General features: G+C 72.3%; 14 protein-coding genes. 6 read left to right on the plus strand and 8 right to left on the minus strand.

Annotated features, from left to right (window positions below):
* Window positions 1–64 precede the first annotated feature (64 nt).
* From ABT070_RS11940 to afsQ1, 3 genes are read right to left on the minus strand one after another with little or no spacing between them, the layout of a single operon-like run.
* Complete coding sequence (locus ABT070_RS11940) at window positions 65–691, minus strand: hypothetical protein (protein WP_351758558.1); 627 nt, start codon at window positions 689–691, stop codon at window positions 65–67.
* A 5-nt stretch (window positions 692–696) separates the two neighbouring features.
* Entirely contained in the window at window positions 697–2,322 is a 1,626-nt protein-coding gene (locus tag ABT070_RS11945) for an ATP-binding protein (RefSeq protein WP_451100955.1), read from the minus strand.
* Entirely contained in the window at window positions 2,319–2,996 is a 678-nt protein-coding gene (gene afsQ1 / locus ABT070_RS11950) for a two-component system response regulator AfsQ1 (RefSeq protein WP_028807033.1), read from the minus strand. Before afsQ1 ends, ABT070_RS11945 begins: the two co-directional genes overlap by 4 nt.
* A 610-nt stretch (window positions 2,997–3,606) precedes the next feature.
* On the opposite strand from afsQ1, the gene ABT070_RS11955 reads away from it, so the two are divergent.
* Complete coding sequence (locus tag ABT070_RS11955) at window positions 3,607–4,350, plus strand: SigE family RNA polymerase sigma factor (protein WP_351758210.1); 744 nt, start codon at window positions 3,607–3,609, stop codon at window positions 4,348–4,350.
* A gap of 230 nt (window positions 4,351–4,580) precedes the next feature.
* Here ABT070_RS11955 and ABT070_RS11960 read toward each other — a convergent pair whose 3' ends face one another.
* Window positions 4,581–5,288 (minus strand): uridine kinase family protein, encoded by a 708-nt coding sequence (locus tag ABT070_RS11960; RefSeq protein ID WP_351758212.1) that lies wholly within the window; start codon window positions 5,286–5,288, stop codon window positions 4,581–4,583.
* A gap of 58 nt (window positions 5,289–5,346) precedes the next feature.
* On the opposite strand from ABT070_RS11960, the gene ABT070_RS11965 reads away from it, so the two are divergent.
* Entirely contained in the window at window positions 5,347–5,754 is a 408-nt protein-coding gene (locus ABT070_RS11965; protein ID WP_351758215.1) for a hypothetical protein, read from the plus strand.
* Between the two features lie 111 nt (window positions 5,755–5,865).
* On the opposite strand, the gene ABT070_RS11970 is transcribed toward ABT070_RS11965, so the two are convergent.
* The 3 genes from ABT070_RS11970 to deoC are packed head-to-tail and all read right to left on the minus strand — an operon-like array spanning window position 5,866 to window position 9,195.
* On the minus strand, window positions 5,866–6,786 hold the full coding sequence (locus ABT070_RS11970) for an aldehyde dehydrogenase family protein (protein WP_351758218.1): 921 nt from the start codon (window positions 6,784–6,786) through the stop codon (window positions 5,866–5,868).
* Window positions 6,776–8,227 (minus strand): aldehyde dehydrogenase family protein, encoded by a 1,452-nt coding sequence (locus ABT070_RS11975; protein WP_351758220.1) that lies wholly within the window; start codon window positions 8,225–8,227, stop codon window positions 6,776–6,778. The genes ABT070_RS11970 and ABT070_RS11975 overlap by 11 nt, the downstream gene beginning before the upstream one ends.
* A 5-nt stretch (window positions 8,228–8,232) precedes the next feature.
* Window positions 8,233–9,195 (minus strand): deoxyribose-phosphate aldolase, encoded by a 963-nt coding sequence (deoC, locus tag ABT070_RS11980; protein ID WP_351758560.1) that lies wholly within the window; start codon window positions 9,193–9,195, stop codon window positions 8,233–8,235.
* 123 nt (window positions 9,196–9,318) lie between these two features.
* On the opposite strand from deoC, the gene ABT070_RS11985 reads away from it, so the two are divergent.
* Both ABT070_RS11985 and ABT070_RS11990 read left to right on the plus strand, forming a co-directional pair.
* Window positions 9,319–10,029: a PH domain-containing protein gene (locus tag ABT070_RS11985; RefSeq protein WP_351758222.1), complete on the plus strand. Its 711-nt coding sequence runs from the start codon at window positions 9,319–9,321 to the stop codon at window positions 10,027–10,029.
* 248 nt (window positions 10,030–10,277) lie between these two features.
* Window positions 10,278–11,990 carry a hypothetical protein gene (locus ABT070_RS11990; RefSeq protein WP_351758225.1) on the plus strand — a complete coding sequence of 571 codons (1,713 nt, stop codon included), beginning with the start codon at window positions 10,278–10,280 and terminating at the stop codon, window positions 11,988–11,990.
* A 100-nt stretch (window positions 11,991–12,090) separates the two neighbouring features.
* Here ABT070_RS11990 and ABT070_RS11995 read toward each other — a convergent pair whose 3' ends face one another.
* On the minus strand, window positions 12,091–12,858 hold the full coding sequence (locus ABT070_RS11995) for a DUF5707 domain-containing protein (RefSeq protein ID WP_351758227.1): 768 nt from the start codon (window positions 12,856–12,858) through the stop codon (window positions 12,091–12,093).
* Between the two features lie 527 nt (window positions 12,859–13,385).
* Between ABT070_RS11995 and ABT070_RS12000 the strand changes: the two genes are divergently transcribed.
* Together ABT070_RS12000 and pstC are read left to right on the plus strand one after the other, a co-directional pair.
* The gene (locus ABT070_RS12000) at window positions 13,386–13,658 is read left to right on the plus strand and encodes a hypothetical protein (RefSeq protein WP_351758230.1); all 273 of its coding nucleotides are present in this window, start codon (window positions 13,386–13,388) and stop codon (window positions 13,656–13,658) included.
* 223 nt (window positions 13,659–13,881) lie between these two features.
* Window positions 13,882–14,898 (plus strand): phosphate ABC transporter permease subunit PstC, encoded by a 1,017-nt coding sequence (gene pstC, locus ABT070_RS12005; RefSeq protein ID WP_351758232.1) that lies wholly within the window; start codon window positions 13,882–13,884, stop codon window positions 14,896–14,898.

Raw genomic sequence — 14,898 nt, forward strand, 5'->3', positions numbered from 1 at the left:
GCGACGACCACGGCCACCGGGCACGGCGTGAGGCGTCCGCCACACGGGCCGGACCCGGTCCGGCTCAGCCGCTGTCGGTGACCGCCGAGGACGGGGGCTCCGCACTGCCGGGGCGGGAGCGGACCTCGTCGGTGCACTCGTAGCGGCGCAGCGGGTCGGAGCCGGGGCCGCCCAGGACCACCGAGCCGTTGCCCTCGGCCGCCGCCGAGTCGGAGAACGTGCAGACGAGCTGGGCGAGGGCGTACGAGGTCAGGTCACCGGGCTGGGCGCTCAGCCGCAGCGCGTCGTCGGGGTCCCGCGGACCGGGCCCGCCGACCGTCATGCCGCCGCGCACGTCCGTCGTGTACCCGGCCTCCTTCTCGCCCGCCGACGGCGACTCGGCGAGCTGGTCGAGCAGCCCCTGCGCCACCAGCACCCGCCGCTCGGAGTCGGCCGCGCCGTCCGGCACCCGCACGGACCGGTCGACGGCCACCAGCGACGAACCGCACAGCAGGAACACCTGCACCGGCACGCCCGCCCGGGCGGACTGCGAGGTCACGTCCGGCTCGGTGAGCGAGCAGCGCGCCCGGGAGGGCGCGGGCCCGAAGTCGGTCGGCACCTCGGTCGACCGGATCCCGCAGCCGGCGACCAGACCGGCCAGGCCGGCCAGCACGGGCACGGCGAGCAGCCGTCGTACCGACGCACGGCGCATGGTCACTACGCGTCCCCCTTGTCCTGCACGGTCTTCCCGGACTGCACGGGCATGGACGGGACGGACCGCGCCGACCGCACGGCCTGCTCGTCCTCCTCACCGCCCTGGTCCGCCGCCTCCAGGACGCCCCGGGGCAGCCGCAGCGTGAACACCGCACCGCCCTCGGGGGAGTTGGCGGCGGTGATCTCGCCACCGTGGATGTGGGCGTTCTCCAGGGCGATGGACAGGCCGAGCCCACTGCCCTCGGAGCGCGGCCGGGAGGCGCTCGCCTTGTAGAACCGGTCGAAGACGTGCGGCAGCACCTCCTCGGGGATGCCGGGCCCGTGGTCGCGCACGGAGATGACGACCGCGTCGTCCGCCGCCGACACCGACACCCGCACCGGCGAACCGCCGTGCTTGAGCGCGTTGCCGATGAGGTTGGCGAGGATCACGTCCAGACGGCGCGGGTCGAGCAGGGCGTGGATGCCGCGCTCGGCGTCCAGGTCGACCGCGTCCAGCCAGGCGCGCGCGTCGATGCAGTGGGTGATCTGGTCGGCCACGTCGACGTCGTCGAGGACCAGCCGCGCCGTACCGGCGTCGAAGCGGGTGACCTCCATCAGGTTCTCGACGAGGTTGTTCAGCCGCCGTGTCTCGCTGACCACCAGCCGCACCGCGGGCTCGATCATCGGGTCGATGCTGCCCGACTCGGCGTCCAGCTCCTCCTCCAGCACCTCCGCGACGGTGGTGATGGCGGTCAGCGGCGTCCGCAGCTCGTGCGACATGTCGGCGACGAACCGCCGCGAGGCGTTCTCCCGCGCGGCCATGTCGGCGACCCGCTTCTCCAGGGACTCGGCCGCCCGGTTGAACGTCCGTGACAGATCGGCGAGTTCGTCCGTCCCCGACACCCGGAGCCGGGTGTCGAACCGGCCCTCGCCGAGCCGCCGCGCCGCGACGCCCAGCCGGTGCACCGGCTTCAGCACGGTCGTCCCGGCGGCCTGCGCGAGGAGCGCGGCCCCGATCAGCGCGAGCGCGGTGGCGATCCCCAGCGACCAGGCCAGCGAGTTGAGGTCCTTGGCCTCCGGTTCCAGCGACTTGCGCATGTACCCGGTCGGCCCGCCCCCGATCACCTTCGTCCCGGCCACCAGATACGGAGTGCCGTGGTCGACGACCCGCTGCCAGTACAGGTGGTACGGCGACTTGTTGCCGCCCGTGACGTCCTGCTGCTTGTTCACCGCCGTGCGCAGCGACGCGGGCACGTCCTCCAGCGAGAACCCGTTCAGCCCGCCCGAGTTGCCGTAGACGGTCTTGCCGCTCGAGTCCGCGCCCACCAGCAGCACGCTGAAGCGCTGGCTGCTGTTGGCCATCTGCCCGGCCGTGTGCTGGAGCTCGTCCTGCGAGGGATCCTCGGGCAGCGAACCCGCCCGGTTCTGCATCTCCTGCTCGAAGTCCCGCAGCACCGCGCCCTGGGTACGGGTCAGCACGGCCTCGCGGTTCAGCCAGTACGCGATACCGGACGCGGAGACGGCCGCGGTCAGCGCCACCGCCCCGAAGACGACGACGAGACGCAGCCGCAGGCTGGTGAAACGCAGCCGCGACAGTCTTCCCTTACGCGCCGCGGACCAGCCGCGGAGCCCCCCCGACCGCTGTGTCACTGAGGGGCGTCCAGGCGATAGCCGACGCCGCGCACGGTACGGATCAGGACCGGGGACGACGGCACGTCCTCCACCTTGGCCCGCAGCCGCTGGACACAGGCGTCCACCAGCCGTGAGTCGCCCAGGTAGTCGTGCTCCCACACCAGCCGCAGCAACTGCTGCCGGGACAGCGCCTGCCCGGGGCGCCGGCTCAGTTCGAGCAGCAGCCGCAGTTCGGTCGGCGTGAGCTGGAGGTCCTCGCCGTTCTTCGTCACCGTCATCGCCGCGCGGTCGATGACGAGACTGCCGAAGGTCGCCGAGTCGCTCGACTCGCGCTCTCCGCGCCGCAGCACGGCCCGGATCCGGGCGTCCAGCACCCGGCCCTGCACGGGTTTGACGACGTAGTCGTCGGCGCCGGACTCCAGCCCGACGACCACGTCGATGTCGTCGCTGCGCGCGGTCAGCAAGATGATCGGCAGTTGGTCGGTGCGCCGGATGCGCCGGCACACCTCGAAACCGTCGATGCCGGGCAGCATCACGTCCAGCACGATGAGATCCGGCCGCTGCTCGCGCAGCAGCTTCAGACCGTCCTCACCGCTGGCAGCGGTGGCCACCCGGTGTCCCTGGCGCGTCAGTGAGAGCTCCAGGGCCGTACGGATGGCGTCGTCGTCCTCGATCAGCAACAGGGAAGGCACGGGCTCATTCTGGCCCATGAGGGGGCTGTCGTTCGACCTGTGGGTAGGTGGTGGGACGCCGGAGGGAGGTGGTTCCGGCGGCGCGGGCCGTGTGCGGAGGGCCGGACGCTTCCCGCGAACACCTGTGCCCGAGCCGTACACCGGTGCGGTCCGCAACCCGCGGACCTGCGGTTTCGACGGGCCGACGGGGCTTCTCGCGGGGCCGCGGACCGAGGTGTCAGGCCGGATCGGACAGGATCGGCCGGTCCTCCCCACCGGACCTCGGGCGCTCCTCGAGACCTGCCAGGAACCCGCACGCATCGTGCCGTCCTCGTCGTGGCCCCCTCCGGGCGCGGCGGCGGGAGTCGAACAGCACCGTGCCGGGAGCCGCCCCGGCGGCGTCCCACGGTGACCTGCGCGGACCGGGCCGACCGCCGTACCGCGGACGCCTGTGCGCGGCCTGTCGTGTTGCGGTGACAGGCCCCTGTGACAGGTCTGTGACAGTCGGCGGACACGGCGATGAAGTGGCCCGGGCAATCTTTTGGTCACGGGCAAGGCGACGCGGAACGACAGCGGAACCCGACCGGAGCGAGAGACCGAACACCGGTAAGTCCACGACGGGGGGCGCGAGATGAACACGCTGCACGGTATGAGCACCAACGCAGTCGCAGTCGTCACGCGTCTGCACGACGTGAACCGGGGTTCCGAGAAGTCCGGTGCCGTGAGCGGGCGGGGGTGCGCTCGCGGCACCGGGCGGCAGCACACCACCTTCATGACGGTGGTCGACACGGGGGAACAGGCGGCTCACGGGGGAGCCGCGTACAGGGAGGACACGGGGGAGCGTCGTTCGCTGACCGAGGCGGAGTTCACCGCCTACGTCCAGGAGCGCCGCGCCTCCCTGTACGCAACCGCCTACCACCTCACCGGCGACCGCTTCGCGGCCGAGGACCTGCTCCAGAGCGCGCTGTTCTCGACGTACCGGGCGTGGGACCGGATCAGTGACAAGGCCGCGGTCGGCGGATACCTCCGCCGGACGATGACCAACCTGCACATCAGCGCGTGGCGCCGCCGCAAGCTGAACGAGTACCCGACCGAGGAGCTGCCGGAGACGGCCGGCGACACGGACGCGATGCGCGGCACCGAGCTGCGCGCCGTCCTGTGGCAGGCGCTGGCCCGGCTCCCCGAACTCCAGCGGACGATGCTGGTCCTGCGCTACTACGAGGGCCGCACCGACCCGGAGATCGCGGAGATCCTCGACATCAGTGTCGGCACGGTGAAGTCCAGCATCTGGCGGTCGCTCCGCCGGATGCGCGAGGACGAGGTCCTCAGCTTCGGCCGTGACGAGGAGGACGCCTTCGGGGAGCTTGTCGCCTGAGGGTGAACGGGGGAAGGGCCCGGCTCCGCTCAGGGGAGCCGGTGAACGGGGGAAACACGGGGGAAGCGGTACCGGGGGGCCCGACGGGGGACGTGGGGGAGCGGTACCGCGCAAGCACGGGGGAAGCACCACCCGGGGGGACACGGGGGAGCACCGAGGAAGCGGGGCTGGAGGGCCGGGGGGTCCGTCCAGTCCCGCTTCTGCGTGCCGCCCGCCGCGCCGTGAGCGCCCTAGGCGGCCGTACGCGCCGTCGGGGCGAGGCGACCCGCCGCCGCTGCCGTCAGGCGGCCCATGGCCTCGTCACGGTCGCAGGCGTGCGCCCCGAGCGCGGACTGGCGGGCGACGATGGAGCGTTCGGCGCGCATCAGGCGCCAGCCGCGGCGCAGCAGGAAGGGCACCGACTTGCGGCCCTCCTTCAGATCGCGCAGGAAACGCCGGCGGAAGGTCTTCACCGGGCCGCGGCTCAGGCACAGCGCGTCGGCCAGGACGCCCAGTTCGCGGCACCGGGTCACGATCTCGGCGGCGAAGATGCCCTCCGCGATGAACAGCGGGGTCCGTCCGATGTCGACCGCGTCCGCGCCGGTGCGCGCGCTGAGCGAGAGGTCGTAGACGGGAACGTTCGTACGGCCCGTGCCGCACAGTTCCACGATCGAGGCGACGGCCGTGTCCGCGTCCCACGATCCGGGGTGGTCCCAGTCGATGTCCGAGCTCCCGGCGACCAGCGGCAGCGTCGGGTCGTCGCCCTCTTTGTAGAAGTCGTCGAGCCGCAGTACCGGGAGGCCGGAGCGGGCGGCGAGCAGGGACTTGCCGGAGCCGGAAGGGCCGCAGAGCAGCACGACTCGCGTCGGTATGGGTGGAGGGGAGGTCACGGGACACCAGTGTGCGGCATCCCCCCGGCCGTCAACGACCCCGCGGGTCGGCTTTGATGCGCGCGTCACACCTCAACTACCCTTCGTGTCGACCTGATCACCTTGCGCATCAGAAGGCGGCATCGCGATGGCCCGACACGCTTCTCCCCAGACCTCCACCGGCCGGCGCGCCCTCGCCGCCCTCGCGACCGCCGGGGTGGCGCTGGGCGCCGGCGCCGGGACCGCCGCCGCGGCCACCGGCGGGCCGGTCGCCGACGTGGTGCGGACGAGGCCCACCTCGGTCGGTCAGATCGATCCCCAGGCGGGCGTGCAGGGGGCGCTCGGCTCCCTGACGTACGTCACCGGCGCCGTCTCCGGCCTCAAGCCCAACCCCCTCGCGGGCACCGGCGTCGACCCCCTCGACAACGGCGTCGGCACCCAGCTCGCCGACTTCAAGCCGCTGACGTCCCAGATGCTCACCGGGCCGGTGGCGCAGGCGCAGTCCATCGGCTCGATCCCGGTGCTGGGCGAGGTGACGAAGGTACTGGGCGGCTGAACGCGCCCCGCACGGCCCACGGCGCACGGCCCACGGCGCACGGACGGAAGCCGCGCCGCCCCCGGACGGAGGGGTGGCGCGGCTTCCGCGTCTTCGGGCGGGTGACCTGCCCTAGTACGAAGAGCCCGAGGCGCCCAGTGAACCCGTGGGGTGCCAGACCGTCTTCGTCTCCAGGAAGGCCGTCATGCGGTCGGTGCCCGGCGTCGCCGACCAGTCGTCCACAGGCTGTGGACGAAGAACGCGCTTCAGGTTGTCGGCCGCCGCGATCTCCAGCTCCTTCGCCAGACCATCGTCATGGCCGGCGCCCGCGAGGTCGATCGCGTTGACGTCCTGGTGGGCGGCGAGGGGCGCCGCGATCTCCGCCGTACGGCCGGAGAGCACGTTGACGACTCCGCCGGGCACGTCGGAGGTGGCCAGCACCTCGCCGAGCGACAGCGCCGGCAGCGGCGAGCGCTCGCTCGCGATCACGATCGCCGTGTTGCCGGTGGCGATCACCGGGGCGAGGACCGAGACCAGGCCCAGGAAGGACGACTCCTGCGGGGCCAGGACCGCGACCACGCCCGTCGGTTCGGGCGAGGAGAGGTTGAAGTACGGGCCCGCGACCGGGTTCCCGCCACCCACGACCTGGGCGATCTTGTCGGTCCAGCCCGCGTACCAGACCCAGCGGTCGATCGTCGCCTCGACCTGCTCCGCGGCCCTGGACTTCGACAGGCCCTCGGCGTCGGCGACCTCGTGGACGAACTGGCCCTTGCGGCCTTCCAGCATCTCCGCGACGCGGTAGAGGATCTGACCCCGGTTGTACGCCGTCGCCCCGGACCAGCCGCCGAACGCCTTGCGCGCGGCGACGACCGCGTCACGGGCGTCCTTGCGGGAGGACTGCGGGGCGTTGGCCAGCCACTTGCCCTTTGCGTCGGTCACCTCGTACACCCGGCCGCTCTCGGAACGCGGGAACTTCCCGCCGACGTACAGCTTGTAGGTCTTGAACACGCTGAGTCGCTGCTGCTGCTCGGTCTTGTCGGTCTTATCGGACATCGAGGTACGCCTCCAGGCCGTGGCGGCCGCCCTCGCGGCCGAAGCCCGACTCCTTGTAGCCGCCGAAGGGCGACGTCGGGTCGAACTTGTTGAACGTGTTGGACCAGATCACGCCCGCGCGGAGCTTGCTCGCCACCGCGAGGATGCGGGAGCCCTTCTCCGTCCAGATGCCGGCCGACAGGCCGTACGGCGTGTTGTTGGCCTTGGCGACGGCCTCCTCCGGCGTGCGGAAGCTGAGGACCGACAGGACCGGGCCGAAGATCTCGTCGCGGGCGACGGTGTGCGCCTGGGTGACGTTCGTGAAGAGAGTCGGGGCGAACCAGTAGCCGGACGTGGGCAGTTCACAGGCCGGGGACCAGCGCTCGGCGCCCTCCGCCTCGCCCTGCTCGACGAGCGAGGTGATGCGCGAGAGCTGCTCGGCGGAGTTGATCGCGCCGATGTCGGTGTTCTTGTCGAGCGGGTCGCCGAGCCGGAGGGTGGAGAGGCGGCGCTTCAGCGACTCCAGCAGCTCGTCCTGGATCGACTCCTGGACGAGGAGCCGGCTGCCCGCGCAGCAGACCTGGCCCTGGTTGAAGAAGATGCCGCTGACGATGCCCTCGACGGCCTGGTCGATCGGCGCGTCGTCGAAGACGATGTTGGCGCCCTTGCCGCCCAGTTCGAGCGTGACCTTCTTGTGCGAGCCCGCGACCTGCCGGGCGATCGCCTTGCCGACGGCGGTGGAGCCGGTGAAGGCGACCTTGTTCACGTCCGGGTGCGCGACCAGCGCGGCACCCGCGTCGCCGTAGCCGGGGAGGATGTTGACGACGCCCCTGGGCAGGCCCGCCTGGCGGCAGACGTCCGCGAAGAACAGGGCGGACAGCGGGGTGGTCTCGGCCGGCTTCAGGACGACCGTGTTGCCGGTCGCGAGCGCCGGGGCGATCTTCCACGCCAGCATCAGGAGGGGGAAGTTCCAGGGGATGACCTGGCCGGCCACACCGAGGGGCCGCGGCGAGGCGCCGAAACCGGCGTGGTCGAGCTTGTCCGCCCAGCCCGCGTAGTAGAAGAAGTGCGCGGCGACCAGGGGCAGGTCGGCGTCGCGCGTCTCCTTGATCGGCTTGCCGTTGTCCAGCGTCTCCAGGACGGCCAGTTCGCGGCTGCGCTCCTGGATGATCCGGGCGATGCGGAACAGGTACTTGGCGCGCTCGGCGCCCGGCAGCGCGGACCACTTGCCGAAGGCCTTGCGGGCGGCCCGCACGGCACGGTCGACGTCCGCCTCGCCCGCCTGGGCGATCTCGGAGAGGACCTCCTCGGTGGACGGCGAGACGGTCTTGAAGACCTTGCCCTCGGCCGCCTCGGTGAACTCACCGTCGATGAACAGGCCGTAGGAGGGGGCGATGTCGACGACCGAGCGGGACTCGGGGGCCGGAGCGTACTCGAATGCGGATGCAGTCGTGGATGCCATGGTGATCAGTCCACCGTCACGTAGTCGGGGCCGGAGTAGCGGCCGGTGGCCAGCTTCTGACGCTGCATCAGCAGGTCGTTCAGGAGCGAGGAGGCGCCGAAGCGGAACCAGTGGTTGTCCAGCCAGTCCTCGCCCGCGGTCTCGTTGACCAGGACGAGGAACTTGATCGCGTCCTTGGTGGTGCGGATGCCGCCGGCGGGCTTCACGCCGACCTGGACGCCGGTCTGGGCGCGGAAGTCGCGCACGGCCTCCAGCATCAGGAGGGTGTTCGCGGGGGTGGCGTTGACGGCGACCTTGCCGGTCGAGGTCTTGATGAAGTCGGCGCCCGCGAGCATGCCGAGCCAGCTCGCCCGGCGGATGTTGTCGTACGTCGACAGCTCGCCCGTCTCGAAGATGACCTTCAGCCGGGCGGACGTCCCGCACGCCTCGCGCACGGCGGTGATCTCGTCGTACACCTTCAGGTACTTGCCCGCGAGGAACGCCCCGCGGTCGATGACCATGTCGATCTCGTCGGCGCCCGCGGCGATCGCGTCGCGGACGTCCGCGAGCTTCACCTCGAGGGCGGCGCGGCCGGCCGGGAAGGCGGTGGCGACCGAGGCGACCTTGACGCCGGAGCCGGCGACGGCAGCCTTGGCGGTGGCGACCATGTCCGGATACACGCAGACCGCGGCCGTGGCCGGGGTCGTACGGTCGGTCGGGTCGGGGTGGGCCGCCTTCGCGCCGAGCGCCCGGACCTTGCCCGGGGTGTCCGCGCCTTCCAGCGTCGTCAGGTCGACCATCGAGATGGCGAGGTCGATGGCGTACGCCTTCGCGGTCGTCTTGATGGAACGGGTGCCGAGCGCGGCGGCGCGCGCCTCCAGGCCGACCGTGTCGACGCCGGGCAGCCCGTGGAGGAAGCGGCGCAGCGAGCCGTCGGACGCCGTGACGTCCGTGAGTGCGTCGGCTGCGGCAGGTGTATTGGTGGGCATGGTCACCAGACGAGCATATCTACGCGCGTAGCGGCTGTACACCCCGGCGGTTGCATCCGTGCTCGTCGAGAACGGCGGGGCTGCGGATGAGAGGGCCGGCGGGCGTCGGGCAGAATCGGGGCCATGACGACCCCGGAAGACCAGTCACCCGCGCCGCAGCCCTCGGCACCCGAGACCAAGGACCGCATCTACCGGTCGCCCGCGGGCATGGCCGGCGGCGTGCTGCTGCTGGGCCTGGCGGGCTGGCTCGGCCTCGACGCCATCATCACGGGCGAGGGGCGCACACCGTGGCTGGCGCTCGCGGCGCTGATCCTGCTGGTCCCGCTGGTCGTCGCCTTCACGCTGCGGCCCGCCGTGTTCGCGGGCCAGGACCGGCTCCGGGTGCGCAATCCGTTCCGGGTGATCGTGCTGCCGTGGGGACAGGTGGCCGCCCTGCGGTCCGGCTACTCCAACGAGGTCGTCGACGCGTCGGGGAAGAAGTTCCAGCTGTGGTCCATCCCCGTCTCGCTGCGGGCGCGGAAGAAGGCCAACCGGCGGGAGTCCAAGGCGGCGGCGGAGCGGGCCGGGCGGAGCGGCGGCCAGGGCGGCCAGGGCGCCCGGGGCGGCGGTGGGCTCGGCGGGCTCGGCGGCGGTCTGTCGCGCGGCGGCGCCGTACCGGACGGGCCGGTGCGCGCCGAGACCGACCGGGTCATGGACGAGCTGCGGGAGCTGTGGGAGACGCGCCAGAAGGAGGAGCCCGCGCAGGGCGAGGTGACCGCGCGCTGGGCCTGGGAGATCCTGGGCCCGGCGGTGGCGGGGGCCGTGGTGCTGGGGATTCTGCTGGCCGTGGGGTGAGGCCCCTGCGCCGGGCCGGTGTGCGGGGCGCCGGCGCGGGGTGTGGGCGCGGATGTGGGTGTGGGTATCTGCGGGAGGGCTCGGGGTCCCGGATCGGGCTGTGTGCGGGCCGCCGAGGTCCGGTGGGCGGATCGTGATCTGTGTGCTGCCCTGATCACAGGGTCCTTCGTCATCATCGGCCCGTGCCCCGGTCGTGACGGCTGCTCTGTGCGGCCGGGAATCTGGTGGGCAGGTAGGTCGGGGGAGCGATGAGTACACATTCTGCTGAGGTTCTGCGGCTGCCCGGGGCGGCGATACCCGAGGGCTGTCGGCCCTGGGACGCCGAGCAGGCGGGGCGCTGGACGCGCGGGCTGCCGCCGCGCTGGGTGCCGGTTCGGGCGCGGACGTCCGTGTGGCTGGCGCTGCCGGTGGCGGCCGCCGTCGCCGCGGGTCTGCTGCACCGGTCCGCGGGACTGCCCGCCTGGGGTGCCGCGCTGGTCGCGCTGCACCTCGTGTGGCCGGTGCTGCGGCCCGAGGCGGCCCTGGTCCTCGGGCCCGTCGCCGGCGTCGTCGTTCTGACGTGGGGGGACTCCGCCTGGCTCGTCCGGCTGGGGCTCCTGGTCGCGCTCCTGGGCGTCTGGGCGGCCGTCGGCCTGCGGCTGGCCGCACGGAAGCGGCAGCGGGCGGCGGGACTGGAGGCAGCCGGCGGAGTGACCGCCGGGGTGCCCGGGGTGCCCGGGGCCGGTGGCGGGCGGGCCGAGCGGGGGACCTTCCTGCTGTGGTCCGGGCTCGTCACGGTCGTCGCCGGAGCGGTCCTGTACGCCACCGCCGGCCTCTGGGACCTGACCGAGGACCGGCAGACCGTCCCGCCGGCGGGCTGGTGCCTCACGGGGCTCGGCCTCACCGTGCTGCTCTCCGCGGCGCTGGCCCGCCGCCGGGCCGCCGGCCTGCGCCGGGCGCCCGTCCCCGTGCTGCGTGTGCTCGTGCGGGAGAACGCCGACGTCGAGACCGAGGTCTTCGCCGCCGACGACATCGCCGCGCTGCGCCCCCTGTTCACGGTCTCCACCACCGAGCTCGACGGGCGCACGAAGAACGCCGACGACAACGACGCCGCCGACGATGACGCCGACGCCGACACGGATGCCGATGCCGCTGCCGATGCCGAGGGGGTCCGGGAGCTGATCTCGCGGATCGACGACGAGCGCGCCGGGCCGCTGCGTGAGGCCGTTCTGTACGGAGTCCCGTACGACGGCGCCGAGGTCGTGTTCCTCGCCGCCGCGGACAAGGCCGGTGAGCCGCCGGTGCTGGAGGCGTCCGTCGGGCCCGTGCGGCCGGTGACGGGCGTCGCGTTCCGGTGGAGGGTCAGGACGGAGCGGGGCAGGGCCGTCCGGGAGGCCCGCCAGGAGGAACTGCGCGGGGCCGCCGCCGCGGTCGTCGCCGAGCGGACCGGCCGGGAGGCCGCGGCGGGGGTACGGAAGTGGCGTGCCGGATGGGCGGACCGGTTCGCCGTCGGGCTGGTGCTGCTGTTCCTCCCGGTCTACTGGGAGGACTCCGGGTGGTGGCGGTACGGCTACGGCCTGGGCGCCACCCTGCTGGCCGCCCTGCTGGTGCCGCGCAGGATCGCCTGGCGGGTCACCGCCGACCGCGAGGGCCTGTGGTTCAACGGCCTGGGCGGCGCCCGGCACCTCGCCTGGGACCACGTCCGGGCCGTGGAGTGCGAGGGCGTCCTGCTGCGGATCCGCGGCAGGCAGGCCTCGTTCGAGGAGTGGCGGGTGGCCTCGCCCCGCTGGCCATGGCTGGAGAGCAGGCTCGGCCTGGTGCACCCGTACCAGCGGACGGCCGCCGAGATCACCGCGATGTGGCAGGACCCGGCGGCCCGCCCGGCCGACCTCTGCGACGAGCGCCGGCGCGGGCGTGCCCTGTGGCCGCTCGCGATCGTCGTCGGCGTCGTGGGCACGGCGGCGACGCTGTTCCTGCCGTGACGGCCCTCGCGGGGCGGATCCCGCTCGGCGATGTCGTCCGGAGGCCGGGTGCGGCGCCGGGTCACCCGGGAGGGGTGCCCGGCGCACGGGTTTCGTGGGTTCAGCCCACCGCGTCGACGAAGGCGCCCGAGGAGACCGCGGCCGCGGTGGCCGCCGTGCCGGCGGAGGACCACCGGTAGGAGCCGTCGGCGTACGCGCGGACGGTGGTGGAGAGGGTGCCGTCGGCGGCCGTCCGGACGGTCCTGAGGGTGCAGTAGGTGCTGCCGCCCCTCGGACGGAACTGGAGCTCCACAGGCTGTCCGGCCTCGGCGGGCACGGACGCGCCGGTCGCCCAGCCGGCGTTGCGCACACCGCCCGAGACGGTGAGGGTGTGGCCCCGCCTGACCCGCTCGGGGGTGGCGGCGACGCTCACCTGGGTGGCGCGCTGCACGGGGAAGGCGGCCGCGCCGTCCAGGAAGACCGCGTCGCTGTCCGGGGCGATCGCGTAGGCGCTGACGTTCCAGGTGCCCGCCTGCGCGTCGGTGGCCGGGGCGGTACCGGGGGCGAGGGTGAAGGTCAGGGTGCAGGTGGTGGTCGTGTCGGTGGTCGCGCCGCAGGCCGCCGCCGAGGCCACCGTGCTGTCCGGGGCGTCGAACGGGCCGTGGTAGAGGGTGGCGTTGATCTGCTCGATGCCGGACGGATCAGTCGCGGTGACCTCGACGGTGACCGTTCTCGCACTCGTGCCGACGACGACGGGCCGGCCGTCGTTGACGACCACGCCGGTGATGTCGGTGTCGCCGAACTTCTCGTCCGCGTGTGCGGCCGGAACGGTCAGGGCGGACAGGGCCACGACGCCGCACGCGGCGACGACGGCGGAGTGAATGCGCATGCGAATTCCCCAAGGTGAATGCCGCGGCGAGCCGATTATTCCGCGGCGGGCCCGAATTGACGAGTGCAGCGTACTCGTTGCGATGGGATTTCGGAACGTCTTGTTTTTCGGTAATGGAAATGCGGTCGAATATCGGGTGGGGTGATTCCGTGGAAAGCCGAAGGGGAAATTCGGTGCGAATTTCAGCGGACCTGGCGACCACCTGCGCGTGCCGGGCGGCGGTCAGGGAATCCGCCCACTCCTGTCGTTTTCTGTCGATCAGTGTGTGAACTAGGGGCAACTTTCGAGTGAAAACTGTCGAAGCTGTTGATCTGCTGTCTCTCCGCTCTCACTAACCTGCGTGTGCCGTGTGACCGGCGAACCAGCGCCGAATCGTGCGGCTTCCTGATATGGGGATACAGGAGTGGGGATGGATGTCGACAAGAATGGGGGGCGCGGCCGTACCCGGCACGCGCTGTCAAATAGACATAGGTGCAGATGGCACTTACTCGTGGCGGCTCACCGCGACGAATGGGCGGGTGATCGCCGTGGCCGCGCGCACGTACCGGGCCTACGGCGACTGCCGGGCAGGGTTCGAGCGGATGTGCGCCGACGTCGGGAAACTGGCCGGAGCGGTGCACCACACCTCGGAGGGCAGCGGCTGGGTCTGGCGGCTGCGTGATCCCGTCGGGGGCACTGTGGCCGTCTCCTCGCGCGCCTATGAACGGCACTCGACGTGCCAGGCCGCGTACGAGCGGTTCCGGGCGCTCCTGGCCGAACTCGGGTCGGGCGGGGTGATCCCGTGGGGCGACGGCGGATGAGCCGAACGCGTCGAACGGGCCGGCGGGACTGACGGTCCGGCGGTCCGCCGGAGGCAAGGGTTCGCCGCCCGAGGGCCCGGCCCCTTGCCTCTCGTGACGCCCTCTCGTGAGGCCCCCTCTCGTGTCGCCGCGTTCACGTCAACATCGGAAGTTGCCTCGCGGGGGCGCCTCGTTCACGTTCAGGTCTGCACGCGTCCATCACACCTCAGAAGTGTCGTCACGTGTGACGACGCGAATCATCGAGCGCTCCGTGACTGCGGCGGACGACCCTCCCCGACGCCTGTATCCCGATCAGGGCGTGCCCGACCGGGTGTTCAGGGGCGTGCTGCGCGGGGGCGGAACGCTGGTCCTGACGATCATGCTGCTCGTCGGCGGCTTCCTCACCTACCGGGCCTGGCAGGCGCTGTCGGTGGCGAAGTGGGACTTCGTCACCACCGAGACCTGGGAACCGGAGGGCGGCCGCTTCGGTATCGCCGCCGTGCTCGTCGGAACGATCCTGATCGCCTTGGTCGCCATCGTGTTCGCGGTGCCGCTGGCGATCGGCACGGCGCTGTACATCTCCGAGTACGCGTCGCCGCGCATCCGGCAGACCCTCGTCGGCGTCGTCGACCTGATGGCCGCGGTGCCCTCCGTGGTCTACGGACTGTGGGGTCTGTTCTTCTTCCAGGGGCACGTGGTCAGCGTGGCGCGCTGGATCTCCACCTATCTCGGCTGGATACCCCTGTTCACGGTCGACGGCGCCGATCCGAAGGACCCGCTCGCCACGGCGACGGTCTTCACGTCCTCCACCTTCATCGCCGGCATCGTCGTGTCCCTGATGGTCGCGCCGATCATCTGCTCCGTGGTGCGGGAGGTGTTCTCCCAGGCTCCGGTCGGCGAGCGGGAGGGGGCGTACGCGCTCGGCGCCCACCGCTGGGGCGTGATCCGCAGCGTCGTCCTGCCGTTCGGCAAGGGCGGCATGATCGGCGGCACCATGCTGGGCCTGGGCCGGGCGCTCGGCGAGACCATCGCCGTCTATCTGATCATCTCGCCGGTCTTCGCGATCCAGCCGCACATCCTCCAGAACGGCACCAGTTCGGTGTCCTCGCTGATCGCGCTGCGCTACGGCGAGGCGACCGACCTCGGGATGTCGGCGCTGATGGCCGCCGGCCTCGCGCTCTTCCTGATGACCCTCGTCGTCAACTTCGCCGCTTCGTCGATCGTCGCCCGCAGCCGCTCCTGCGCGACGAGCGACTCCTAG

The organism is Streptomyces sp. NPDC002884, from assembly GCF_040295245.1.
Taxonomy (GTDB): Bacteria; Actinomycetota; Actinomycetes; order Streptomycetales; family Streptomycetaceae; genus Streptomyces.

What these genes read in the sequence shown, in the direction of transcription:
- ABT070_RS11995 (WP_351758227.1), bottom strand. Translation starts at nt 12,858, where the DNA reads ATGCGCATTCACTCCGCCGTCGTCGCCGCGTGCGGCGTCGTGGCCCTG.
- ABT070_RS11955 (WP_351758210.1), top strand. Translation starts at nt 3,607, where the DNA reads ATGAACACGCTGCACGGTATGAGCACCAACGCAGTCGCAGTCGTCACG.
- ABT070_RS11985 (WP_351758222.1), top strand. Translation starts at nt 9,319, where the DNA reads ATGACGACCCCGGAAGACCAGTCACCCGCGCCGCAGCCCTCGGCACCC.
- ABT070_RS11965 (WP_351758215.1), top strand. Translation starts at nt 5,347, where the DNA reads ATGGCCCGACACGCTTCTCCCCAGACCTCCACCGGCCGGCGCGCCCTC.
- ABT070_RS11970 (WP_351758218.1), bottom strand. Translation starts at nt 6,786, where the DNA reads ATGTCCGATAAGACCGACAAGACCGAGCAGCAGCAGCGACTCAGCGTG.
- deoC (WP_351758560.1), bottom strand. Translation starts at nt 9,195, where the DNA reads ATGCCCACCAATACACCTGCCGCAGCCGACGCACTCACGGACGTCACG.
- ABT070_RS11990 (WP_351758225.1), top strand. Translation starts at nt 10,278, where the DNA reads ATGAGTACACATTCTGCTGAGGTTCTGCGGCTGCCCGGGGCGGCGATA.
- ABT070_RS11975 (WP_351758220.1), bottom strand. Translation starts at nt 8,227, where the DNA reads ATGGCATCCACGACTGCATCCGCATTCGAGTACGCTCCGGCCCCCGAG.
- ABT070_RS11940 (WP_351758558.1), bottom strand. Translation starts at nt 691, where the DNA reads ATGCGCCGTGCGTCGGTACGACGGCTGCTCGCCGTGCCCGTGCTGGCC.